The following is a 22690-nucleotide window of genomic DNA, read 5'->3' as shown; positions in this document are numbered from 1 at the left end:
ATTCTTGCCGCGGGTGTGGCCCACGCAACCGTATAACAGAGTCACCTCCCGGCGTAGGCCGGGAGGGGGTTTGCATTAGTAGGACGGGTTTCTATTCGTCCGAGGCCATCATTTTCCAGATCGCGGCCCCCAAAGCGCCACCTATCAGCGGGGCGACCCAGAACAGCCACAGCTGCGCCAAGGCGGGGCCATCGGCAAACAGCGCCACCCCGGTCGAGCGGGCCGGGTTCACCGACGTATTGGTGACCGGGATCGAAATCAGGTGGATCAGCGTCAGCCCAAGACCGATGGCAATGGGCGCGAGCCCGGCCGGAGCCTTTTCGGATGTCGCGCCCAGAATGGTGATAAGGAAGAAGGCGGTCAAAACGATCTCGATCACCAGCGCCGACATCATCGAGTATCCTTCGGGCGAGGCCCCGCCATACCCGTTCGAGGCAAAGCTGCCAACGCCTTCGAAGCCGGGTGCGCCGCTGACGATCACGTACAGAACGGCTGCGGCCAGTATCGCTCCAAGCACCTGCGAAGCCCAGTAGGGCAGCAGATCCTTGGACGGGAAACGCCCACCGATCATCAGCCCGAGGCTGACGGCGGGGTTGAAGTGACCACCCGATATGTGGCCGACCGCAAAGGCCATGGTCAGGACCGTCAGGCCGAAGGCGAACGACACGCCCAGCCATCCGATGCCCACATCGGCGACCCCGGCAGCCAGCACCGCGCTGCCACAACCGCCGAGAACCAGCCAGAACGTGCCGAAGAATTCGGCCATCAGTTTTGCTCGCATGATAAAACCTCCCAATTTCAACGAGGTGAAGTTTAATTCAAAAAACACCTTTTGTGAAAATGTATCGCGCGTGCAGGGCTTTGCGGCCCTGATAGGGGTCCGGATTGTTGTCTGATGGGCATAGAAAAACGCCGCGGACAGTGGCCGCGGCGTTCTTGGAATTCGGTACTCGGAGCGGTTTACTGGCTGACTTCAGCCGCCGGATTGGCTCCGGTTTTGCCGCTGCGTCCCGGGTTCAGCGGATCGTCCTGACGCTGAACCGAGCCTTCGAAATGCGCGCCGCTTTCGATGGCGATGGTCTTGTGGATGATGTCGCCCTCAACCCGGGCGGTCGAGGTCAGACGTACTTTCAGACCCCGTACACGACCCACGATGCGGCCGTTCACGACCACGTCATCTGCGGTCACTTCGCCTTTGATGGTCGCGGTTTCGCCGATAGTCAGCAGATGCGCACGGATGTCGCCTTCGACGGTTCCTTCGACCTGGATGTCACCGGTGGTCTTGATGTTGCCGGTGATGTGCAGGTCCGACGACAGAACCGATGCCGGCGGCTTGGGCTTGGGCGCGGTGCTTGCGGCCTTCTGTTCGGTCGGGGCAGGGGTCGCCTGAGGCGCCGGGGCTGCCGGCTTGGCCGTTTCGGATGCCTTGGGTGCGGGCTCGTTGATTTTGCTTTTAGAAAACATTGTTCGCAGCCTTGATGAAGTCCATTGGGTTTACAGGTTTTCCGTTCACGCGCACCTCGTAGTGCAGATGCGTTCCGGTCGACCGTCCGGAATTACCCATATCAGCAATGTGATCCCCGCGCGAGACCCTTTGGCCGACCTTCACGCGGATCTTCGAGTTATGGGCATAAAGTGTCTCAACCCCGAAGGCGTGCTTTATCTTGATCAGACGGCCATAGCCGGATTGCCAGCCCGCATGGGTCACGACACCGTCGGCGGTGGCGAAGATATCCGTGCCTGTCGGAGCCGCAAAGTCGGTGCCCTTGTGCATCCGGCGCCCGCCGGTTTTGGGGTCGCGGCGATAACCATATCCGCTGGTGAACCGGAACGCCGATTTGACCGGTGTGGCAAACGGGGCCTTTTCGGCCGCTATGCGATACAGATTCAGCTGGTCCATCTGCTGCAGAAGCTGATTTGCGCGCACCTCATCTGCCGAAAGCTCTTCGCCGCGGGTGCTGAAGGAAATCGGCGTCAGCGGGCCGCCCATGCCGCTGTAGCCGCGCCGCACTTCGTCAAGCATCCGGTCGGTGGGCATTCCGGCCTCGCGGAACATCTTGTCCAGCGGTTCGACCGAGATCACCATGGCTTCTTCCAACTGGCGGAAGATCTCGTCATTGCGTTCCTGCATCAGCAGGATTTCCAGCTCAAGCTCATCGCGCTGGTCCAGTGCCGCCTGTGCATCCGTTGCGATCTGGTCCCGCTGCTGTGCTGTCCGGGTCAGGGCGTCGGCCATGAATTCGATCTGTGCCGGAGCGGCAGAGGCGAACATCGCAACCGATGCGCCATCGGATTTCTCCTGAAGCTCGGCGAGTTGCGCCCGGGCTTCCTCACGTTGCTTCATGGTCGACCGCAGGGTGGTCTGAATGACCTCGATGCCGGTTTCCAGCTCGCGTCGACGGTTTTCGGATTCCAGCAGTTCCGACTGCATCGCCGAGATCTGCTGAAGCGCCGAGTTGAACCGGGCGTGTGCGGCCAGTGCTTCCTGTGCCCGCGCGTCGCGTTCCTGCGACAGGATGTTCAGCCGTTCCTGATAGGTCGCCTGATCGCGCTTGGCCTGTTCACGGAAGTTGCCCGACCCGATGCTGTCCATCAGCAGGATCGCCGTGGCGACCGCCGTCCAGCCGACCATGATCGAAACGCCAAGTGCGGCCACGATCTGCGTCTCCGAGCTGAGCCGGATGAAGCGTGTGTCATTGTCGGATTTCAGGAAGACCCGGCGTTCCGGGAAGTGCCGTTCGAGCAGTGAGTGTAGTTTGATTGCCAGACGTGTTCTCACGCGCCTTACCTCTCATCCCCAATGTCGGGACCGGTCGTGAGTGGATCGCCGCCCCTTGGGCCGATTGCTTAAAGGGCCGGTCCCGGTTGGGCAAGTTTGTTAACCGATTGGTCGACAATTACGGTGTTTTCCCGCACGTCATCGGCAGAAAATTGCCGAAAGCGGCACGTTTCCGTCAGCGTTTCCCGTCTCCCGGGGGCGGCAGATCCTCGGTCAAAGGCCAGTAGAAATCGGGCGGCAGGCCGGCTTCGGCCCGCTTTTCCTCGTTGAAGGGCGGCTTGAGCGCGCCATGAAAATAGCGCCGGACCAGTTGATGGAACACGTCCTTGGGGTCGGCATTCTCGCGGCCGCACAGAAAGTGGAACCATTTCGAGCCATAGGCCACATGCCCGACTTCTTCGGCGTAGATCACCTCAAGCGCGGCCACGGCCTGATCGGCCTTTGCCTTGCGGAAGATGTCGATCATGCCCGGTGTCACATCGAGGCCGCGCGCCTCGAGCACCATGGGCACCACCGCCAGCCGGCCCATCAGGTCTTCGGCGGTGTCCTCGGCCGCACGCCACATCCCGGCATGGGCGGGGAGGGCGCCGTAATAACTGCCCATCGCCTCCAAGCAATCGCAGACCATTTCGAAATGGCGCGATTCCTCCTCGGCGCATTTGACCCAGTCGTCGTAGAAGCCAACCGGCATCGGCACATGTCCAAACCGTGCGATGATGTCCCAGTGCAGGTCCACGGCATTCAACTCGATATGGGCCACAGCGTGCAGCAGCGCGATGCGTCCAGCCTCCGAGCCGGGGCGACGGCGCGGCACGTCGCGCGGCGACAGCAGCTCGGGCTTGTCAGGACGCGACGGATGCAACGGTGGCGTGGCTGTTCCGACTTCGATCGCGGGGGTGTCGCCGTTGCGCGCCGCAAACCATTCGGCGGCATAGCGTTTGGAAAGGGCGGTCTTGGACCGCCCATCCGCAGTGGTCAGAACCTCGGTTGCCATCTGGGTCAGGGTTTTGGCCACGGTAATCCTCGGGTTGGATGAAAACTGCCGCCTCTTAGACCGGATGGCCCGCAGCGTCAAAGCGCGCGTACGGCCTCCAGCACCTCATCCACATGGCCGGGAACTTTGACCTTGCGCCACACGCGGGCGATCTTTCCGTCGGCGTCGATCAGGAAGGTCGAGCGCTCGATCCCCATCGACTTCTTGCCATACATGTTTTTTTCGACCCAGACGCCGTAATCCTCGCACACGGTCGAACCTTCGTCGGACAGCAGCGGAGTGGTCAGCCCGTGCTTGGCGACGAACTTGTCGTGCTTGGCGACACTGTCGCGAGAGATGCCGAAAACCTGTGCACCGGCGTCGGCAAAGGATTGAAGCTGCTCCGAGAAACCGATGGATTCCTTGGTGCAGCCCGGCGTATCATCGCGGGGATAAAAGAACAGAACAACGGGACGACCGCGCAGGTCCGACAGGGTAACCGTGCCGCCGCCATCGCGGGGCAAGGTGAAATCGGTGGCGATGTCTGCAACGTCAGGCATTTTGAACTCCGGTCAGGATTTGTAGGTGATGCCGCGTATCATAGGGCGGCTCGGGCAGGTTGAAAGACGTGGACGGCAAATTGGCGCAAGACGAACAGGACGAGGCTGAGAAGGGCGGGAAACCGCCGCGCCGCCGATCCCGTCGGCGGACAGCCGGGCTGTGGGCCTTGCGCGGGGTGTTCCTGCTGGTGTTTCTGGCCGTCCTGTCCGGGGTCATGGTGTTCGGCCATCGGATCCATGCGCCGGAATGGCTGCGCGACCGGGTCGAAACGCGGCTGGAAAACGTATTGGGCGGTTTGCAGATCCGGTTCGGCGATGTAAGCTTTATCATCAATCAGGAATGGCGCCCGCGTCTGCGGCTCAGCGATGTTTCGATCAGCGACGCCGAGGGGCGCCAGATCGCTCAGGTCTCAAGCATGCAGGCCAGCCTGGCGATGCGTCCGCTGCTGCGCGGCCATGTCCGGCCCAAGCGGATCACACTCAACGGAGCGCAGATCGCACTGACCCGAGCCGAGGACGGATCGCTCTCGCTGACCGTCGGTTCAGGCAGCGCGCCCGTGCAGAATGCGCCAACCTTGGCCGAATTGATCGAACAGTCCGATCAGGTGTTCCTGTCACCGGTCCTGTCGTCCCTGACCTCGGTCGAGCTTGACGCCATTACGCTGGATTACCGCGACTTGCGCCTTGGGCGGTCCTGGGTTCTGGACGGCGGGCATATTCTGGCGACGCGGAGCGAAGGCGCCTTGCGCCTGGCGACCGGGTTCTCGGTGCTGGCGGGCCGTGACTATGTCAGCATGATCGAAGCGAACTACACCAGCACGCTCGGCTCACCCGAGGCGCAGTTCGGGATTTCGATCACCGATCTTCCAGCGACCGACGTCGCGGCGCAATCGCCGGCGCTGGCCTGGTTGCAGGTGTTGGACACGCCGATCTCGGGCGCATTGCGCGGCAGTATCGACGGGGCGGGGGCGCTCGGGCCTGTATTTGCAACCTTGAACCTTGGGGCAGGGGCTGTTCAGCCCAACCCCGAGACCCGACCGGTTCCGTTCGACTCCGCCCGCACGTATTTCACCTATGATCCGGCGCAGCAGGTTCTGGATTTCAACGAGGTTTCCGTGGTGTCGGGCTGGGGTAGCGTACAGGGCGAGGGCAAGGCCTATCTGAAGGGTGTAGAGGCCGGCGCGCTGGAAAGCATGGCGGTGCAGTTTCGTCTGAACGGTATCCGGGTGAACCCAGCCGACCTGTTCGTTGATGCGTTAGAGGTCAAGCAGGCCGATCTGGACTTTCAAGTGCGCCTGAACCCGTTCCGGCTGCAGCTGGGGCAGGTCGTGGTCGAGGATGGCGAAGACCTGTTGCGCGCTTCGGGCGAGCTTGTGGGCCTGCCGGAGGGGTGGAGCGTGGATCTGAACGCGCGGCTGGGGCACATGGCATCGGACAAGCTGCTGCATTACTGGCCGCCCCGATTGGCCCCGAAGCCGCGCAAATGGGTGACCGAAAACCTGTACGAAGGCAATCTGTCGGACATGGACTTTGTTCTGAGGTTGCGGCCCGGAGACTCCAAGCCCGAACTGTATCTTGATTTCGATTTCGATGATGCGCTGGTTCGGTTTGCCAAGACCTTGCCGCCGATCCAAGGCGGGCGTGGGCAGGCCACGCTGATTGGCCGTCGATTCACGGTGACCGCCCGCAAGGGCGTGGTGATCGCCGATGACGGTGGCGCGGTTGATGCCTCTGGGACGTCGTTCATCATCCCGGATACAGACATCAAAAAGAATACACCGGGCATTGTGCGTGTTCAGGCTAGTGGCAGTGTGACCTCGGCCTTGTCGTTGCTTGACCGGGCGCCGCTGCAATTGCTGACCAAGGCAAACCTTCCGGTTGATCTGGCTTCGGGCAGCGTGCGACTGGGCGGCACTCTGTCTCTGCCCTTGATCAAGGGGTTGAAATTCGAGGACACGCAATTTCACTTTCTGGGAGAATTGATTGATCTGGATACGGAAAAACTGGTTCCGGGCTTCCGCATCAGCGCCGCCAAACTGCGCCTGAGCGGGGATCAGACCCAGGTGGCCATAGACGGAGACGGTCTGTTCGGAGAGGTGCCGATACAGGCGACTTGGCGACAGCCGATCGGCGGCAAGACAGCGCAACGCAGCACGCTCAGCGGGCAGATCGAACTGTCCCCGCGGCTGATGGATGAACTGAAGGCCGGATTGCCGTCCGGTATGCTGACCGGGCAAGGCGTGGCGGAGATCAGTCTTGGAATTGGAGGGGGAGAGCCGACAAAGCTGACCGCGACCTCTGATCTGGTCGGCGTCGGAATGGGAATTCCCGAACTGGGTTGGCAAAAATCCGCAGCCACTGCCGGCACGTTGGCCACTGAGGCGACGCTGGGCGATCAACTGCGAGTGGACAGCCTGCGGATTGATGCCGCCGGATTGCGCGCGGTGGCTTCGATCTCGATCGCGAATGGCGCTTTGGATCGGGTTCAGTTCAGTTCTTTTGAACTGGGCGATTGGTTGGCTGTTCCGGCCGAGTTGATCGGCCGTGGCGCCGCGGCGCCGGATATCCGCGTTCTGGGGGGCGTTCTCAACCTGGGCAAAGCGACGTTCGGCAGTAGCAGCGGCGGCGGCGCGTCATCCGGTCGAGGCCCGAACCTTGACGTGGCGCTGGACCGGCTGCAGGTGACCGAGGAAGTAGCCCTGACCGGTTTGAAGGGCAATTTCGAAACGACCGGAGGTTTGAAGGGTGGATTTTCCGCTCAGGTCAACGGAGGCGCCCCGGTCCAGGGTCAGGTCGTGCCCAGCGGATCACGCAGTGCGGTTAGCCTGCAGTCCGTGGACGCCGGTGCGGTGCTGCGGTCTGCCGGTTTGTTGACCCAGGCCAGAGGGGGAAAGCTGCAACTCCGGTTGAATCCGGTGGCTGGCCCGGGCAACTACGATCTGACACTGAAAATCACGGACACGCGGATCCAGGATGCTCCGGCCATGGCGGCGTTGCTGAATGCCATCAGCCTTGTGGGTTTGCTGACCGAGATGGCCGGGCAGGGGATCTACTTCTCATCAATCGACAGCGAGATGCGGATCACGCCGACCGAGGTCAAGATTCTCAGCGGCAGTGCGGTCGGGCCGTCGATGGGGCTGTCCTTCGACGGGACGGTGGATACCGAACGAAAGTTCCTGAACCTGCGCGGCGCGATCTCTCCGATCTATATGGTGAACGCGATTGGCAGCGTCCTGACCAAGAAGGGCGAGGGCGTTTTCGCGTTCAACTATACGCTGGTGGGCCCGATCTCGGCCCCGCAAGTGTCCGTGAACCCGCTGTCCGGTCTTGCGCCACTGTTTCTGCGCAACCTGCTGCGAGAACCTGCCCCAACAGTTTCCGACGGCCCCAACGCAACGCCGGTTGCACCGGACGGACCCAGCCCTTCGGTGGGTAGCCGGGGCGAGGACCGCTGACGCAGAGTGTGGCCGAATCTGTTCGGGCGATGTATGGCGCGGCCATGAAGCTGAGTGATTTCGATTTCGACCTGCCTGATGACCTGATTGCCACGCGGCCCGCCAGTCCGCGGTCTTCGGCGCGCCTGCTGGTGGCACAGGGTGATGCGATCTCGGATGATCGGGTGTTCAACCTGCCCGACTGGCTTCGCCCCGGTGATCGGCTGGTGCTGAACGACACGCGCGTCATCCCGGCCCGACTGAGCGGCCGGCGTCACCGTGACAGCGCCCAGGGTCCGGTCTCGGCTGCGATCGAGGCCACCTTGCTGGAGCCACGCGCCGACGGCACCTGGGGCGCATTGCTGAAACCGCTCAAGAAGATCCGGGTGGGCGAAGAGATCGTGTTCTCCGACGACCTCAGCGCGGTTCTGGAAGGGGTCGCCGACGGCCAGGCCCATCTGCGCTTCAATCTGAAGGGCGATGATTTCGACCGGGCGCTCGAGCAGGCCGGAGCAATGCCTTTGCCCCCCTACATCGCGGCCAAACGGCCGGCGGACGAGCGTGACAAGACCGATTACCAGACCGTTTGGGCGCGGCAGGCCGGGGCTGTGGCGGCACCGACCGCCTCTCTGCACTTTGACGAACCATTGTTGCAGGCCCTTGCGGATCGGGGAGTCGAGTTCACCCATGTTACCCTGCACGTCGGGGCCGGAACGTTCCTGCCGGTCAAGGTCGAGGATGTGACGACCCACAAGATGCACGCCGAATGGGGACAGGTCAGCCCGCAGGCCGCAGCCGAGATTCAGGCGACCAAAGCCTCGGGTGGTCGCGTCATCCCGGTCGGCACCACCGCCTTGCGACTGATCGAAAGTGCCGCGCGCGATGGATCGATCCAGCCTTGGGAGGGGGAGACCGACATCTTCATCTACCCCGGCTTCCAGTTTCAGGTCACCGACGCGCTGATGACCAATTTCCATCTGCCGAAATCGACGCTTCTGATGCTGGTTTCGGCGCTGATGGGACCGGACAGGATGCTGCGGGTCTATGATCATGCGATCAAAAGTGGCTATCGCTTCTTTTCTTATGGTGACGCGTCGCTTTTGATCCCTTAGAGGGCGGGATCGCGGGATCGAATCTGGTCAATGTCGTAGACAAGCGCGACCGGGACATCGTTTGATCCTTTAACGAAAGCCATTGTTCAGCGGATTTGGAGTGCAAACATGCTTCAGGTACTTGCCAGCGCGTGGGCGCTTCTACTCGGAATGGGTCTGCTGATGATCGGCAACGGCCTGCAGGGCACCTTGTTGGGTGTCCGGGGCGAGATCGAAGGGTTTTCGACCCTGCAGATGTCGTTTGTCATGTCCGCGTATTTCCTCGGTTTTCTGGGCGGATCCCGACTTGCACCCGAGATGATACGGAGGGTCGGGCACGTGCGGGTCTTCGCTGCGCTGGCGTCGTTCATCTCTGCCGTGATGATCAGCTATCCGATGCTGACCGATCCGATCGCGTGGTCGCTGGGCCGTGTGGTCATCGGGTTCTGCTTTTCCGGCGTGTACGTGACCGCCGAAAGCTGGCTGAACAACGCTGCGAGCAACGAAAACCGTGGCCAGGCTTTGTCGCTATATATGATCGTCCAGATGATCGGCATTGTCAGCGCGCAGGCATTGATGCTTGCAGGGGACCCGGCCGGGTACGAAACCTTTGTGATTGCCTCGATCCTGGTTTCCGTTTCCTTTGCTCCGATCCTGTTGTCGATTTCTCCGACCCCGGCTTTTGATACGACCAAGCCGATGACGCTAAAGCAGCTGATGGACACGTCGCCCTTGGGCTGTGTCGGCATGTTCCTGTTGGGCGGCATCTTCTCGGCTCAGTTCGGCATGGCCGCGGTTTACGGCGCGCGGGCCGGGCTGACACTGGTCGAGATTTCGACCTTCGTGGCGTCATTCTATATCGGCGCATTGGTCCTGCAGTATCCGTTGGGCTGGTTTTCGGATCGCATGGACCGGCGCCTGTTGATCCTGCTGGTTTCGGTCGTTGGCGGCATCAGTGCGGCGGTGGGCATGGTTTTCGGGGTCGACTTCCCGGTTTTGCTGGCTGCGGCCTTTGTCATCGGTGGCATGTCCAATCCGCTGTATTCCCTGCTCATCGCCTACACCAACGACTACCTCGAACACGAAGATATGGCAGCCGCGTCCGGCGGGCTTATTTTCATCAACGGGCTTGGCGCAATTGCCGGCCCGCTGATCACCGGCTGGTTGATGGGGGATGCCGTGTTCGGGCCGCCCGGCTTTTTCCTGTTCATTGCCGCACTACTGTTTGTCATGGCAGGCTATGCGGTCTACCGGATGACCCAGCGGGCCTCGGTGCCCGTGGACGAGACCGGCACCATGTCGCCGCTGTACCCGACGGCATCGCCGGTCGCACTGGAAGTTGCTCAGGAAGTCGCGATCGAAGCGGCGCAGGACGAAGAGGAGGAGCACCAACCCGCTTGACCGCCGGATTTGTGTCGTCACTGTTGCAATATGTTACTGTAACAAGTCTGTAAAACCGACTTAAATGACGTTACGTCCCTCGGGGGGGAACAGACGGAGACAAGGGCAATGGTTGGTCCTGAAGAAGTACTGAGTTTCTGGTTAGATGAAGTAGGCCCCGAGGGGTGGTACCGCGAAGATGAAGCGCTGGATGCGCAGATTCGGGACCGCTTCCTTGAGACATGGCAAGCCGCGTGCGAGGGTAAGTTCTCTCTGTGGTTGACCTATCCCAGCGGATCGCTGGCCTACATCATCCTCATGGACCAGTTTCCGCGCAACATGTTCCGAGGCAGCGGCAAAGCCTTCTCATCCGACAAGGCGGCACTGGCAGCAGCGAAATGTGCCGTCGACAAGGAATGGGATCTGAAGATCGACGAGCCCGCCCGACAGTTCTTCTACCTGCCGATGATGCATTCAGAGAACCTGTGCGATCAGGAGCGCTGTGTGCGCCTGATGTGCCAGCGTATGCCTGAACATGGTTCAAGCAATCTGCTGCATGCCCGGGCCCATCGTGAGGTGATCCGCCAGTTCGGGCGTTTCCCGTACCGCAACGCGGCGCTTGCCCGTCAGACCACGGCACCCGAAGCCGCATATGTCAGCGGCGGTGGATACGGCACTACGGTTCGTGAGTTGCAGGCGGGTTAGGCCGCCTCTCCACATCCGCGCAATTCGATCAGCCTGGCCGTTGTGGCATCGACGGTCGTGGTGACTGCATAATCAATCAGCATCTGAGGATTTTCGACCAGTTCGTTGAGGCGGGCCTGCGTGGTTTCCAGCTTAGCTTGAACCTCGTCCAATCGCACCAGCGCCTGCTGAAGCTTCTGCTTCAACTCCGGCTCATCATCTCCCAGGATGCGAATACCGGACAGATCAGCGCGCAGACTTGCAAGATCCTCTCGGACGCCCTGCGCCTGTTCACGCAGCGGCTGAACGATTTGCAGGCTTTCTCTGAAGTTGTCCTGAATATTCTCGACGCTTCGCGCCAGCTTCCAACCAAGGAACAGACACAGAGCTACAAGGATCAGTGTGGCGTTCAAAAGGGCAAGCAACAAGTCTTTGAGGGTCTTGGCCATGATTGGTTTCCCTAAAATCTGTAGATCCGAAATTCGAACATGGTTGCAGGTCTTTTCTAGCCTTCGAGGGACGCGGGGTATAGGCTGAATAGCGCGCACTCTTGTTTTGATGACCCTGCGTCACATATGTCGCGGGGCAGCATATTGATGCGTTCAAAAAAATAGTTTAACGGTAAACTAGTTTTCAATCGACCTGCGCCGAGAGGTAAACATGGCTGCACAATCCTTTGATCTGATCGTAATCGGTGCGGGCCCCGGCGGCTATGTGGCTGCCATTCGTGCGGCCCAACTGGGCCTCAAGACCGCCGTGGTCGAGCGCGAGCATTTGGGCGGCATCTGCCTGAACTGGGGTTGCATCCCGACCAAGGCCTTGCTGCGGTCGGCCGAAGTGTTCCATCTGATGGAGCGCGCCAAGGATTTCGGTCTGAGTGCGGACAAGATCGGTTACGATCTGGACGCGGTCGTCAAACGCTCGCGCGGGGTTGCCAAGCAGCTGACCAGCGGTGTCGGGCATTTGCTGAAAAAGAACAAAGTCACCGTCGTGATGGGCGAGGCGACAATCCCGTCGAAAAGTAAAGTGACGGTCAAGACCGACAAGGGCACCGAGGAACTGACGGCGAAGAACATCGTCTTGGCCACCGGTGCCCGTGCGCGCGAGTTGCCGGGCCTGGAGGCAGATGGCGATCTGGTCTGGACCTACAAACATGCGCTGCAACCGGCGCGGATGCCGAAAAAGCTGCTTGTTATCGGGTCCGGAGCGATCGGGATCGAGTTTGCCAGCTTCTACAATACGTTGGGCGCAGACACGACCGTGGTCGAAGTGATGGACCGGGTCTTGCCGGTCGAAGACGCCGAGATCAGCGCGTTCGCCAGGAAATCCTTTGTCAAACAGGGCATGAAGATCATGGAGAAGTCCATGGTCAAGCAGCTGGATCGCGGCAAAGGCAAGGTGACGGCTCATATCGAAACCGGTGGCAAGGTCGAAAAGCACGACTTCGATACCGTCATCTCCGCCGTTGGGATCGTCGGAAATGTCGAGAACCTCGGGCTTGAGGCGCTGGGCGTCAAAATTGACCGCACCCATGTGGTGACGGATGCATACTGCCGGACCGGGGTCGATGGCCTCTATGCCATCGGCGACATCGCCGGAGCGCCTTGGCTTGCGCACAAGGCCAGCCACGAAGGCGTGATGGTCGCAGAACTCATCGCTGGCAAACATGCCCATCCCGTGAAACCGGAAAGCATCGCGGGATGTACCTATTGTCATCCCCAGGTCGCGTCGGTTGGCTATACCGAGGCCAAGGCCAAGGAGCTTGGCTTTGATGTGAAAGTTGGCCGCTTCCCGTTCATCGGCAATGGCAAGGCAATTGCATTGGGCGAGCCGGAAGGCATGATCAAAACCGTATTCGACGCGAAAACCGGCGAGTTGCTGGGCGCTCATATGGTTGGCGCGGAAGTGACCGAACTGATTCAGGGCTATGTCGTAGGTCGCCAGTTGGAGACCACCGAAGAGGACCTGATGAATACAGTCTTCCCGCACCCGACCTTGTCGGAAATGATGCATGAATCGGTTTTGGACGCCTACGGGCGCGTGATCCACATGTAAGACGGTCTGTCCGCGGGCCGCGGCTTAAGGGGGCGCTGCCCCCGGCCGCGTTGCCCGCGACACACCGGGATACCGCCGGCCGGATGAAGTTCGCATCCGCGCTTCACCCGGCTCGGAATATCCCGGAGCGCAAGGCTGCGCCTTGCGATAAAACGCGGCTATCGGCTCAGAGCGTCCAGAATTCGGGCCCACGAGCGGATCCCTTTATGAAAGCTTTTCACGTCGTATTTTTCATTGGGCGAATGGATTGCGTCATCGTCGTTGGCATAGCCGACCAACATTGAATCTAAGCCCAGGACCGTATTGAAGTATCCCACCACCGGGATCGATCCTCCCATGCCGGTGAAAACGGCTTCGCGCCCCCATTCGTCGGACAGTGCGGCGCGTGCCGCTTCGAATTCCGGGCGATCCAGGTTCATGACCGACGCAGGGGAGCCCTCGAGATCATTGTCCCAGACGACTTTGGCGTCAGGAGAGAGCCGGTCTTCAACATGCTTACGGATCTTGTCGCGCAGTTTGTCCGGGTCCATTTCACCGACCAAGCGACATGTGATCTTGCAATGGGCCTGGCTGGGGATCACCGTTTTCGAACCGGCGCCGTTGTAGCCGCCCCACAACCCGTTGATCTCCAGCGTCGGTCGCGCCCACTGCTGTTCAAGGGTCGAGTACCCTTTCTCACCATGCGGTTGCGTGTAGCCCACCGAGTTGAGGTACTCGGCCTCGTCGAAACCACAGTTCTCCCACTGGCGCAGCTGCTCGGCGGGGACTTCGTGAACTCCCTCGTAAAAACCTTCCACCGCGACCCGTCCGGTTTCCTCATCGTAGAACGATGCAACGATCCGCGAGATTTCCCGCAGCGGGTTCAAGCCGGGGCCGCCGTAATGGCCGGAATGCAGGTCGATGCGCGGACCGATGATGGTGAATTCGTCCTTGAGCATGCCGCGCAGTTGCGATGCGATCGAGGGCACACCGCGCGAGACCATCGAGGTGTCGCAGACCAGCGCCAGATCGGCCTTCAACTCTTCCTTGTTGGCCTCGAGAAATGGGACCAGCGAAGGTGAACCGGATTCCTCTTCGCCTTCGAAGAAAAACGTGATGCGGCAAGGCAGCTTGCCGTTGACCGCCTTCCAGGCGCGGCAGGCTTCGACAAATGTCATCAACTGGCCCTTGTCATCCGACGAGCCCCGTCCGCGGATGACCTGACCGTGCACTGTCTCTTCCAGCGCCGGGTCGAAGGGGTCACGGTTCCACAGGTCCAAGGGATCAACGGGCTGCACATCGTAATGGCCGTAGAACAACACATGCGGGGCGTCCGCATCGTCGCCGACATGGCCCACGACCATCGGGTGGCCCGGGGTCGGGTGCTTTTTCGCATCGATCCCGATGCTTTTAAGGTCGTCGACCAACCAGTCGGCCGCCTTGTCCACGTCTTTCTTGAAGGCCGGATCGGTGGAAATCGACGGGATTCGCAGAAACTCCATCAGCCGCTCGATGGAGGCTGAGAGGTCAGAGTCGATTTTGCTCAGAGTGACGTCAAGCGACATGGGTGTGCTCCTGAATGGATGAGATATTGCGGCGGACCCTAACAGCGCTGGCAGCGCCGTCCAGCCCGTAGCGGCGGGAAAACGCGCGTCTGATCGGAAACATTCTGCGTGAAACGGCACGTAACCTGCGTCGTTTCCTCGCGCCTTATGGTCTCAACTTTACTTGTCGCTGCGGGTTCAAGGCGATAATTGATGCAAATCAAAGTTGCGACCCCTGTCTGGGCGTTAGGCAGGAAACCTGAAAATAGGCGCGGATGCGGCCGAAAATTCGGTTATGATACGCATCGGAACACAGCCTTGCCGTGCAATCACCCTGCGGCGGGGTCACGAAGGAGGGTCCTTTGGACTACACTGCTCAGCTCGACTCAGCGATTGCCAGGCTGCACGACGAAGGCCGTTACCGGACCTTCATCGACATCGAACGCCGCAACGGACATTTCCCCCATGCCGTGCGTGCGCGTCCCGACGGGTCACAGCAGAACATCACCGTCTGGTGCGGCAACGACTACCTTGGCATGGGGCAGCACCCCGTCGTGCTGGAGGCGATGCACGAGGCGATCGACGCAGCCGGAGCGGGCTCTGGCGGGACGCGCAACATCTCGGGTACGACCGTCTACCACAAGCGGCTCGAGGCCGAGCTGGCCGACCTGCACGGCAAGGAAGCGGCCCTGCTGTTCACAAGCGCTTATATTGCAAATGACGCCACGCTCAGCACGCTGCCCAAGTTGTTTCCCGGGCTGATCATCTATTCCGACGAACTGAACCACGCGTCGATGATCGAAGGGGTCCGCCGCAATGGCGGGGCCAAGCGGATCTTCCGCCACAATGACGTTGAGCACCTGCGCGAGCTGCTGCAAGCCGACGATCCGGCGGCGCCGAAGCTGATCGCGTTCGAGTCGGTCTACTCGATGGATGGCGACTTCGGTCCGATCGAACAGATCTGCGACCTGGCCGACGAATTCGGCGCGCTGACCTATATCGACGAAGTGCACGCAGTTGGCATGTATGGCCCGCGCGGTGGCGGTGTGACCGAGCGGGACCGCCTGGCGCACCGGATCGACATCATCAATGGCACTTTGGCCAAAGCCTACGGCGTGATGGGGGGGTATATCGCAGCAAGCGCGAAGATGTGCGATGCTGTCCGCTCGTATGCGCCGGGCTTCATCTTCACCACCTCGCTGCCACCATCGGTCGCGGCCGGTGCTGCGGCCTCGGTGGCGTATCTCAAGACAGCGCCCGAACTGCGTGAGCAGCATCAGACCCAAGCCAAGATCCTCAAGCTGCGACTGAAGGGCCTGGGCTTGCCGCTGATCGATCACGGCAGCCACATCGTTCCGGTGATCGTTGGCAACCCGGTGCACACCAAAAAGCTCAGCGACATGCTGCTGGACGACTACGGGATCTACGTGCAGCCGATCAATTTCCCGACCGTTCCGCGGGGGACGGAGCGTCTGCGCTTTACGCCTTCGCCGGTCCATGGACCCAACGAAATGAACCGTCTGGTCCAGGCCATGGACGAACTTTGGTCACATTGTGCGCTAAATCGCGCCGAACTTGCTGGTTAACCTAACGCCGACATGTGCAACTTGTTTGCCGCGTGTTAAGCTTACGCTAACAAAAGTAGCGGACGAATCGTTATGGGGACGATTCGCCGTTAGCGTGAAACACGCGATGGGCAGAATGGGGCAGCAGGAATGATTGGGCGCAGGACACAGCGCAATTCCGAAGAAGACGTGGACGTCAGGCCCAAGGGGTTCGACGACTACGAAGTACGGCTTGGCGACGTCATGCGCGGTGAGCGCGCGACGATGGGCAAGTCTCTTCTCGACGTACAGCGCGAACTGCGGATCAAGGCCAACTACATCGCTGCCATCGAGAATGCCGATCCCGACGCATTCGACACACCCGGCTTCATTGCCGGGTATGTGCGTTCTTACGCCCGCTATCTGGGGATGAACCCTGACGACACTTTCGCCGCGTTCTGCAAGGAAAGCGGGTTCGAAGTGGCACATGGAATGTCCGCACAGGCATCCGTGGTCAAAAAATCGGTCGGGGACCTTCCGAACCGTGGCCCGATGGGGCGCGATCCGTTCATTTCGCCGAACACGCCCTACGTTCCCGGCCGCGAGTCCGTGTTCAGCCAGATCGAGCCGCGCGCCGTAGGCTCGTCGCTTGTCCTCCTCGCGCTGATCGCCGGGATCGGATATGGCGGCTGGTCGGTTCTGAACAAGATCCAGCAGGTTCAGGTCTCGCCCGTCGAACAGGCCCCGGTCGTGTTGTCCGATCTTGACCCGCTGTCGGCCATCCGGACCGAGTCCGGAACGACCGAGGTTGCGGCCGCTGAAATTCCCAGCCCCGAAGCGCTGGACCGTCTTTACCGCCCCCAAGCACTGGATGTACCGGTGATGGTTGCGCGGGATGCCCCGATTTCCACCCTCGATCCGCGGACCGTTGGAACGTTCCGTCCGCCGGAAGTTCCGGAAATCGCGCTGGCTGAGATTCATACCGTCGAAAGAACTGCCGCGACCCTTCCGCAGGTGGTCGAGAAGGTCGACACGTCGCTGAAAATCGTCGCGGTCGAACCGGCCTGGATGCGGGTCACCGCAGCGGATGGCAGCGTGATCTTCGAGGGCACGTTGGGAACCGTCGAAAACGGCAAGAGCTTTGAGGTTCCCCTGACGGAAGAGCCGCCGCAATTGCGGGCCGGAGCGTCGGGCAACGTGTATTTCTCGATGAACGGCGAGCTCTATGGGCCGGCCGGTGCACCGGGAACCGTCGCCAAGGGTGTGGTTCTGTCCAAGGACGCTGTGGCCGAGACCTATGCCGTGGCGGATCTTGAGGCTGAGCAAAACATTGCGCTCAAACAGCTGGTGGCCGAGCTTCAGACACAATCCGCCGAGGTGCCGGCAGAGTGATCTTGCCATTGCGGCGGGCTTGCCCCCGGACTATCTAAGGGCCAGACCCCAGGCTGACGCGGATCCGTTTTCATGTCTCTGAACCATGTGCGCCCTTGGCGCGACATCTATCGCCGCAAATCCCGCCAGATCATGGTGGGCAACGTTCCGGTGGGCGGCGACGCGCCGATTGCCGTTCAGACCATGACCAACACGCTGACGACCGATGTTGCCGCAACCGTGGCGCAGGTACAAGCTGCGGCAGAGGCGGGGGCTGATATCGTGCGCGTCTCTGTTCCTGATGAGGCGTCGTCGAAGGCGTTGAAGGAGATCGTGCGCGAAAGCCCGTTGCCGATCGTGGCCGACATTCATTTCCACTACCGCCGCGGCATCGAGGCCGCCGAGGCTGGTGCCGCCTGCCTGCGCATCAATCCCGGCAATATCGGTGACGAGGCGCGGGTGAAAGAGGTCATCAAGGCCGCACGCGACCACAATTGCTCGATCCGCATCGGCGTGAACGCGGGAAGTCTGGAAAAGCACCTGCTCGAGAAATACGGTGAGCCGTGCCCCGAAGCGATGGTGGAAAGCGGGCTGGAACATATCCGTATCCTGCAGGACAACGATTTCCACGAATTCAAGATCAGCGTGAAGGCCAGCGACGTGTTCCTGTCGGCCGCCGCCTATCAGGGCATCGCCGAGGCCACCGACGCACCGATCCATCTGGGCATCACCGAGGCCGGAGGGCTGGTCAGCGGCACGATAAAATCGGCCATCGGGCTCGGCAACCTGCTGTGGATGGGGATCGGCGATACGATCCGGGTCAGCCTGTCCGCCGATCCGGTCGAAGAGGTGAAGGTCGGGTTCGAGATCCTCAAGTCTCTTGGCCTGCGCCACCGGGGCGTGAACATCATCTCGTGCCCGTCCTGCGCGCGGCAGGGGTTCGACGTGATCAAGACGGTCGAGACGCTGGAGCGGCGCTTGGAGCACATCAAAACACCGATGAGCCTGTCGATCATCGGCTGCGTCGTGAACGGCCCCGGTGAGGCGCTGATGACCGATGTCGGTTTTACCGGTGGCGGCGCGGGCTCGGGCATGGTTTATCTGGCGGGCAAGGCCAGCCACAAGATGTCGAACGAACAGATGATCGACCACATCGTCGAGCAGGTGGAAAGGAAAGCGGCCGAGCTGGACGCTGCTGCAGAGGCGGCTGAATAGTACTTTAACTTCGATCCGGAACTAATTCTTCATAAGATATTTTTTGGCCCAAATTCGCAGTATCAATCGCGATATCTACTGACATGGACCGGAGTTCGATTCTTTGAAACCAATGCCTTTCGTGACGGCGTTTGCCGTCGTCCTTCTTTCTGCGTGCAGCAGCCCCTCTACCGGGTCGGACAAACGCCCCGGTTTTTTAGTGTTCCAGTTCCGCAGTCTGCACCGGGGACGCAACTTGGGTATATGTCGGTGCATGTGTCCGGGTTCAGCAATGACGGAATGACGACGCGCGCAGACGTCCGGCTCAGCCCGGGTGGAACCGGCAAACCGCGGGGCCGTTTGACCCCGATCATGAATGTCGACCCGCAGCTGGCGTCTCGGGTCGCGGTATCGTTCAAAACCGGTCAGGATGCCCAGGCGGCCTATGCTTTGGCGAAACAAATCGCCCGGGCGACCTATTGTTCAACCGGCCCCATTTCTGAAAACACCGGTATTCGCAAGTACGATGATCCACAGGATCTGCAGACAATTCTGGCTGAAAGCAAACGGCACGGGCGTGGCGTCATTCCATCGGGAATTCGTGGCAAATCCGTGCCCGCGACCCAATTCAGAAAAACTGGAACTCCGACATGGGTCGTGTCGATGAAATGCGACGCCCCGTATCCATACGACTAGGGCGTCGTTTCAACGGGGCGGCGATCAGGCCGCCCCAGCTGCTTCAGCCGCGTTCAGCCCGCACACCGTCAGCGATCTGTTTCATCTGATCTGCGGGCAGGAAGCCCCGCAGCATCTCGGTGCCCAGAACAAAGGATGGGGTGCCCGAAATCCGCATGCGCTGCGCCAGTGCCCGCGTCTTGGCAATTTCTTCGGTCACTTCGTCGCTGTCCATCGCCGCAAGGATGGCGTCACTGTCCAGTCCCAGCCCGTCCGAGATACGGCGCAGCGTCACTTCGGAAGGCTCACCCGTGAATTCCAGCAGGGCGTCATGGACTTGCTTGTAGGCGTCATCCCCGGCGACCTGCTTGGTGGCGATGGCAAAGCGCGACGAAAGAACCGACGCATCCCCCAGAATTGGGAATTCCTTGATGATCAGGCGGATGTTGCCATCCTCGGCCAGCAGCGCGTCCACTTCGGGGACCGCGCGGCGGCAGTATCCGCAACGATAGTCCATGAACTCGACCAGGGTGATGTCGCCGTCCGGGTTGCCACCGACCCAGCTATAGCCGTCATTGAACAGCTCGTCGGCGTTTTCTGCGATCAATTGCTGGTCGGCCTGTGCTTCGGCGGCAGCGTTACGTTGCTCCAGGATGTTGATCGCCTCGAGAATGACTTCGGGATTTTCCAAGAGGTATTCCCGCACTTGCGCTCCGAACTCTGCTCTTTCGGATTCGGTCATCGAGGACAGATCCAGCGCATTGGCCGGACCGGCAATCAGGGAAAGCCCCAGAAGGGCAGGTGCTGCGTGTCTGAGGATCATTTCCGGTTCCTTTTCGATTTCTCAGCTTGTTCTGCGGCAATCAGCACATCCTGTGCCCGTTGCCAACCCGTCGAGCCTTCGGGCAACTGACCGATGGCTCGTCTTGCGTGAATTCCGGCATCCAGCAGGCGCCCCTCAAGGGCGAAACGCTCGGCAGTGACGGCGGATGCCATACCGTTGTTGCCGACCTTGGAATAGGCCATTCCCAGATCCTGCATCAGGCGGCCGTTCCGGTAGTCCCGGGCGCGTGCGCTTTCCAGCACCTGCAGGGCCTTTTTCGTCTGTCCGTCAGCAAGCAGCGCGCGCCCGTAGCCTGCCATGATCAATGCGTCGGTCGGAGCCAGCTCGGACGCCTTGGCATAGGCCGAGACCGCCTCCGAGACCCGAAGGTTCTCCAAAAGGATCTGCCCCTTCAGTTCGTTATAGAACGGATCGTCGGGGCGGATGGCCAGCGCACCATCGATGGCTGCCCGGGCAGCCGAAAGGTTGCGGTTCTGATGATGGGCGGCGGCCTCGCGCATCAGGCGAATATCCTGCGCTGTTTCTTCCTTGGCCCGCCGCAGGGTCCAGCCGGGAGAGCGCAGAAACGCGGACAGCTTGCCCTTGACCCGCGCAAACCAGTAGTCGGCATTGGGGTTAGATTTCGCCCGATCCCCGAATTGGTACAGAAATTCCTCGGCAGCGCGCAGGCGTTCACGGCTGGTCGGGTGCGAGCGCATATAGGGATCCTGATTGATCTCGCTCAGCAATTCCTGGCCTGCGAATTTGCGGTGCAGTTCGACCATGCCAATGGGCGAAATCTCGGCCCAACGCAGGTAGCTGGCGGCGCTGCGATCCGCCGAGGATTCTTCGGCGCGCGTGTGGCCCAGAAAACTGCGGATTGCGGCCCCTTGGGTGCCAGCGGCAATGCCCGCGGCGGCCTCTCCGCCGCCCGCAGCGGCGGCAATCAGAGCCAGCGCGGTACCGAAACCGGCCGCGCGTTGAGCGGCCCGAAGGTTCTCGGCCCGACGGGCGAGGTGCCCGTTGGCGATATGGGCCGCCTCATGCGCGATCACGGCCTGAAGCATCTCGGGGCTGTCGACCGTCAGGATCAGTCCGTGGTTCAGGTAAATCGTGTTGTAGTCGATGACGAACGCGTTGAACGTGCCGTCCTTGACGACCATCACCCGCACGCGGTTGGTGTTCAGGCCGGCGGCGCGCAAAATCGGAAAGGCCAGTTCGCGCAGCCCGTGTTCGATATCGGGGTCGCGGATCAGGCTTTGCGCGTGGCTCTGCGCGGTCGACGCCATCCACAGCGTCACCGCCAGCAGAATTGCCGGGATTGACGCCAGCCTGGATCCGCGTTCAAAAGCCATGGTCGCAACATGGGAGATGGGCATGCGAAACTCAACCCGGTCGGGCGTTGATCCCTTCATCGTGATGGACGTGATGGAGGCCGCGCGCCGTGCTGAAGAGGCCGGGCGCCACATCATCCACATGGAGGTCGGCCAACCCGGAACCGGCGCCCCGCAAGGCGCGCTGGATGCGCTGGCCAAGGCGATGCGGCAAGGTCCGCTGGGCTATACGGTCGCGCTGGGTCTGCCGGCGCTGCGGCAACGCATCGCACGGATGTACGGCGAGTGGTACGACGTTGATCTGAACCCCGAACGGGTGGTCATCACTCCCGGATCTTCGGGCGGATTCCTGCTGGCCTTCACCGCGCTGTTCGACAGCGGTGACCGTGTGGGGATCGGCGCGCCGGGCTATCCGTCCTATCGTCAGATCCTCCGGGCGCTGGGTCTGGTGCCGGTCGATCTGCCGACTGCGCCGGAAAACCGCCTGCAACCCGTGCCACAGGACTTTGCCGGGCTCGACCTGCAGGGGCTGATGGTGGCCTCGCCCGCAAACCCGACCGGAACCATGCTGGATCACGCCGCCATGGGCGCGCTGATCGAGGCTGCGCAAGGGCAGGGGGCCTCGTTCATCAGCGACGAGATCTATCACGGGCTGGAATACGAGGCCAAGGCCGTGACCGCGCTGGAGCTGACCAACGAGTGCTATGTCATCAACTCGTTTTCCAAGTATTTCTCGATGACCGGCTGGCGCGTCGGCTGGATGGTGGTGCCCGAGGATCAGGTGCGGGTGGTCGAGCGTATCGCCCAGAACATGTTCATCTGTGCGCCCCATGCCAGCCAGGTCGCCGCGCTGGCCGCGATGGATTGCGATGAGGAACTGCAGGGCAACCTGGCCGTCTATCGCCGCAACCGCGACCTGATGCTGAAGGGCCTGCCCGAGGCCGGGTTCACCAACATCGCGCCCCCGGACGGGGCGTTCTATGTCTATGCCGATGTCTCGGACCTGACCCAGGACAGCCGCGCCTTTGCCGCCGAGATCTTGGACAAAGCCGGCGTCGCCGTGACGCCGGGGCTGGATTTCGACCCGGCGCGCGGCCACACGACCCTGCGCTTTTCATACGCCCGGTCGACCGAGGACATCGAGCAGGGCCTTGAACGGCTGCGCAGCTTCATGGCGGATCGCCAGACCCCGCAGAAGTCGGCCTGAGGCGTTCACAAACCGGCCACGCTGCGATAGGCTGCTGCCAAACGATCTCGGGAAAACTTGAGG

At 61.3% G+C, this 22690-nt stretch carries 19 protein-coding genes; 10 read left to right on the top strand and 9 right to left on the bottom strand.

Features of this window, described 5'->3' with window-relative positions; all coding sequences use genetic code 11:
• Positions 1 to 91: 91 nt before the first annotated feature.
• The 5 genes from aqpZ to ACR0NY_RS04290 form a co-directional block, all read right to left on the bottom strand.
• Positions 92 to 781 carry an aquaporin Z gene (gene aqpZ, locus ACR0NY_RS04310; RefSeq protein ID WP_170368625.1) on the bottom strand — a complete coding sequence of 230 codons (690 nt, stop codon included), beginning with the start codon at positions 779 to 781 and terminating at the stop codon, positions 92 to 94.
• A 179-nt stretch (positions 782 to 960) separates the two neighbouring features.
• On the bottom strand, positions 961 to 1464 hold the full coding sequence (locus tag ACR0NY_RS04305; RefSeq protein WP_170338122.1) for a bactofilin family protein: 504 nt from the start codon (positions 1462 to 1464) through the stop codon (positions 961 to 963).
• The gene (locus ACR0NY_RS04300) at positions 1454 to 2779 is read right to left on the bottom strand and encodes a DUF5930 domain-containing protein (RefSeq protein ID WP_170358803.1); all 1326 of its coding nucleotides are present in this window, start codon (positions 2777 to 2779) and stop codon (positions 1454 to 1456) included. Before ACR0NY_RS04300 ends, ACR0NY_RS04305 begins: the two co-directional genes overlap by 11 nt.
• A 175-nt stretch (positions 2780 to 2954) precedes the next feature.
• Positions 2955 to 3773: a ferritin-like domain-containing protein gene (locus ACR0NY_RS04295; protein WP_170339424.1), complete on the bottom strand. Its 819-nt coding sequence runs from the start codon at positions 3771 to 3773 to the stop codon at positions 2955 to 2957.
• 77 nt (positions 3774 to 3850) lie between these two features.
• Positions 3851 to 4312: a peroxiredoxin gene (locus ACR0NY_RS04290; protein ID WP_170338126.1), complete on the bottom strand. Its 462-nt coding sequence runs from the start codon at positions 4310 to 4312 to the stop codon at positions 3851 to 3853.
• Between the two features lie 68 nt (positions 4313 to 4380).
• On the opposite strand from ACR0NY_RS04290, the gene ACR0NY_RS04285 reads away from it, so the two are divergent.
• The 4 genes from ACR0NY_RS04285 to ACR0NY_RS04270 all read left to right on the top strand — a co-directional run bounded on the left by ACR0NY_RS04285 (position 4381) and on the right by ACR0NY_RS04270 (position 10922).
• A complete protein-coding gene (locus ACR0NY_RS04285; RefSeq protein ID WP_367646344.1) occupies positions 4381 to 7767 on the top strand; it encodes a YhdP family protein in 3387 nt (1128 codons plus the stop codon).
• Between the two features lie 44 nt (positions 7768 to 7811).
• Positions 7812 to 8858, top strand: coding sequence for a tRNA preQ1(34) S-adenosylmethionine ribosyltransferase-isomerase QueA (gene queA / locus ACR0NY_RS04280; RefSeq protein ID WP_170368918.1), 1047 nt, complete (start codon positions 7812 to 7814; stop codon positions 8856 to 8858).
• 108 nt (positions 8859 to 8966) lie between these two features.
• Positions 8967 to 10238 carry an MFS transporter gene (locus ACR0NY_RS04275; RefSeq protein WP_170368623.1) on the top strand — a complete coding sequence of 424 codons (1272 nt, stop codon included), beginning with the start codon at positions 8967 to 8969 and terminating at the stop codon, positions 10236 to 10238.
• Positions 10239 to 10346: 108 nt separating this feature from the next.
• Positions 10347 to 10922 carry a DUF924 family protein gene (locus ACR0NY_RS04270; protein WP_170368622.1) on the top strand — a complete coding sequence of 192 codons (576 nt, stop codon included), beginning with the start codon at positions 10347 to 10349 and terminating at the stop codon, positions 10920 to 10922.
• Here the strand turns inward: ACR0NY_RS04270 and ACR0NY_RS04265 are convergent.
• Positions 10919 to 11350, bottom strand: coding sequence for a hypothetical protein (locus ACR0NY_RS04265; RefSeq protein ID WP_170368621.1), 432 nt, complete (start codon positions 11348 to 11350; stop codon positions 10919 to 10921). The two genes, ACR0NY_RS04270 and ACR0NY_RS04265, sit on opposite strands and share 4 nt — an antisense overlap.
• A 211-nt stretch (positions 11351 to 11561) precedes the next feature.
• Here ACR0NY_RS04265 and lpdA point away from each other — a divergent pair, with 211 nt between their 5' ends.
• Positions 11562 to 12956: a dihydrolipoyl dehydrogenase gene (gene lpdA, locus ACR0NY_RS04260; RefSeq protein WP_170368620.1), complete on the top strand. Its 1395-nt coding sequence runs from the start codon at positions 11562 to 11564 to the stop codon at positions 12954 to 12956.
• A gap of 158 nt (positions 12957 to 13114) precedes the next feature.
• Here the strand turns inward: lpdA and ACR0NY_RS04255 are convergent, their stop codons facing one another.
• Positions 13115 to 14500 (bottom strand): dipeptidase, encoded by a 1386-nt coding sequence (locus ACR0NY_RS04255; RefSeq protein ID WP_170368619.1) that lies wholly within the window; start codon positions 14498 to 14500, stop codon positions 13115 to 13117.
• Positions 14501 to 14841: 341 nt separating this feature from the next.
• Between ACR0NY_RS04255 and hemA the strand changes: the two genes are divergently transcribed.
• The 4 genes from hemA (at position 14842) to ACR0NY_RS04235 (ending at position 19284) form a co-directional block, all read left to right on the top strand.
• Positions 14842 to 16065, top strand: coding sequence for a 5-aminolevulinate synthase (hemA, locus tag ACR0NY_RS04250; protein WP_170368618.1), 1224 nt, complete (start codon positions 14842 to 14844; stop codon positions 16063 to 16065).
• 129 nt (positions 16066 to 16194) lie between these two features.
• Complete coding sequence (locus ACR0NY_RS04245) at positions 16195 to 17415, top strand: helix-turn-helix domain-containing protein (protein WP_093962367.1); 1221 nt, start codon at positions 16195 to 16197, stop codon at positions 17413 to 17415.
• Positions 17416 to 17487: 72 nt separating this feature from the next.
• Positions 17488 to 18609: a flavodoxin-dependent (E)-4-hydroxy-3-methylbut-2-enyl-diphosphate synthase gene (gene ispG / locus ACR0NY_RS04240; protein ID WP_170368617.1), complete on the top strand. Its 1122-nt coding sequence runs from the start codon at positions 17488 to 17490 to the stop codon at positions 18607 to 18609.
• A 279-nt stretch (positions 18610 to 18888) separates the two neighbouring features.
• A complete protein-coding gene (locus ACR0NY_RS04235) occupies positions 18889 to 19284 on the top strand; it encodes a hypothetical protein (protein ID WP_170368616.1) in 396 nt (131 codons plus the stop codon).
• Between the two features lie 43 nt (positions 19285 to 19327).
• Here ACR0NY_RS04235 and ACR0NY_RS04230 read toward each other — a convergent pair whose 3' ends face one another.
• Positions 19328 to 20086: a DsbA family protein gene (locus tag ACR0NY_RS04230; protein ID WP_170338145.1), complete on the bottom strand. Its 759-nt coding sequence runs from the start codon at positions 20084 to 20086 to the stop codon at positions 19328 to 19330.
• Entirely contained in the window at positions 20083 to 21465 is a 1383-nt protein-coding gene (locus ACR0NY_RS04225; protein WP_170368615.1) for a M48 family metalloprotease, read from the bottom strand. Before ACR0NY_RS04225 ends, ACR0NY_RS04230 begins: the two co-directional genes overlap by 4 nt.
• Between ACR0NY_RS04225 and ACR0NY_RS04220 the strand changes: the two genes are divergently transcribed.
• A complete protein-coding gene (locus tag ACR0NY_RS04220; protein ID WP_170368614.1) occupies positions 21464 to 22627 on the top strand; it encodes a pyridoxal phosphate-dependent aminotransferase in 1164 nt (387 codons plus the stop codon). The genes ACR0NY_RS04225 and ACR0NY_RS04220 overlap by 2 nt on opposite strands.
• The last annotated feature ends 63 nt before the right edge of the window (positions 22628 to 22690 follow it).

The organism is Ruegeria sp. BJ5, from assembly GCF_056537865.1.
This window is presented reverse-complemented; position numbering and strand designations above follow the sequence as displayed.

What these genes read in the sequence shown, in the direction of transcription:
- ACR0NY_RS04220 (WP_170368614.1), top strand. Translation starts at nt 21,464, where the DNA reads ATGCGAAACTCAACCCGGTCGGGCGTTGATCCCTTCATCGTGATGGAC.
- queA (WP_170368918.1), top strand. Translation starts at nt 7,812, where the DNA reads ATGAAGCTGAGTGATTTCGATTTCGACCTGCCTGATGACCTGATTGCC.
- ispG (WP_170368617.1), top strand. Translation starts at nt 17,488, where the DNA reads ATGTCTCTGAACCATGTGCGCCCTTGGCGCGACATCTATCGCCGCAAA.
- ACR0NY_RS04270 (WP_170368622.1), top strand. Translation starts at nt 10,347, where the DNA reads ATGGTTGGTCCTGAAGAAGTACTGAGTTTCTGGTTAGATGAAGTAGGC.
- ACR0NY_RS04245 (WP_093962367.1), top strand. Translation starts at nt 16,195, where the DNA reads ATGATTGGGCGCAGGACACAGCGCAATTCCGAAGAAGACGTGGACGTC.
- aqpZ (WP_170368625.1), bottom strand. Translation starts at nt 781, where the DNA reads ATGCGAGCAAAACTGATGGCCGAATTCTTCGGCACGTTCTGGCTGGTT.
- ACR0NY_RS04230 (WP_170338145.1), bottom strand. Translation starts at nt 20,086, where the DNA reads ATGATCCTCAGACACGCAGCACCTGCCCTTCTGGGGCTTTCCCTGATT.
- lpdA (WP_170368620.1), top strand. Translation starts at nt 11,562, where the DNA reads ATGGCTGCACAATCCTTTGATCTGATCGTAATCGGTGCGGGCCCCGGC.
- ACR0NY_RS04275 (WP_170368623.1), top strand. Translation starts at nt 8,967, where the DNA reads ATGCTTCAGGTACTTGCCAGCGCGTGGGCGCTTCTACTCGGAATGGGT.
- ACR0NY_RS04265 (WP_170368621.1), bottom strand. Translation starts at nt 11,350, where the DNA reads ATGGCCAAGACCCTCAAAGACTTGTTGCTTGCCCTTTTGAACGCCACA.
- ACR0NY_RS04305 (WP_170338122.1), bottom strand. Translation starts at nt 1,464, where the DNA reads ATGTTTTCTAAAAGCAAAATCAACGAGCCCGCACCCAAGGCATCCGAA.
- ACR0NY_RS04295 (WP_170339424.1), bottom strand. Translation starts at nt 3,773, where the DNA reads ATGGCAACCGAGGTTCTGACCACTGCGGATGGGCGGTCCAAGACCGCC.
- ACR0NY_RS04235 (WP_170368616.1), top strand. Translation starts at nt 18,889, where the DNA reads ATGACGACGCGCGCAGACGTCCGGCTCAGCCCGGGTGGAACCGGCAAA.
- ACR0NY_RS04290 (WP_170338126.1), bottom strand. Translation starts at nt 4,312, where the DNA reads ATGCCTGACGTTGCAGACATCGCCACCGATTTCACCTTGCCCCGCGAT.
- ACR0NY_RS04255 (WP_170368619.1), bottom strand. Translation starts at nt 14,500, where the DNA reads ATGTCGCTTGACGTCACTCTGAGCAAAATCGACTCTGACCTCTCAGCC.
- ACR0NY_RS04225 (WP_170368615.1), bottom strand. Translation starts at nt 21,465, where the DNA reads ATGCCCATCTCCCATGTTGCGACCATGGCTTTTGAACGCGGATCCAGG.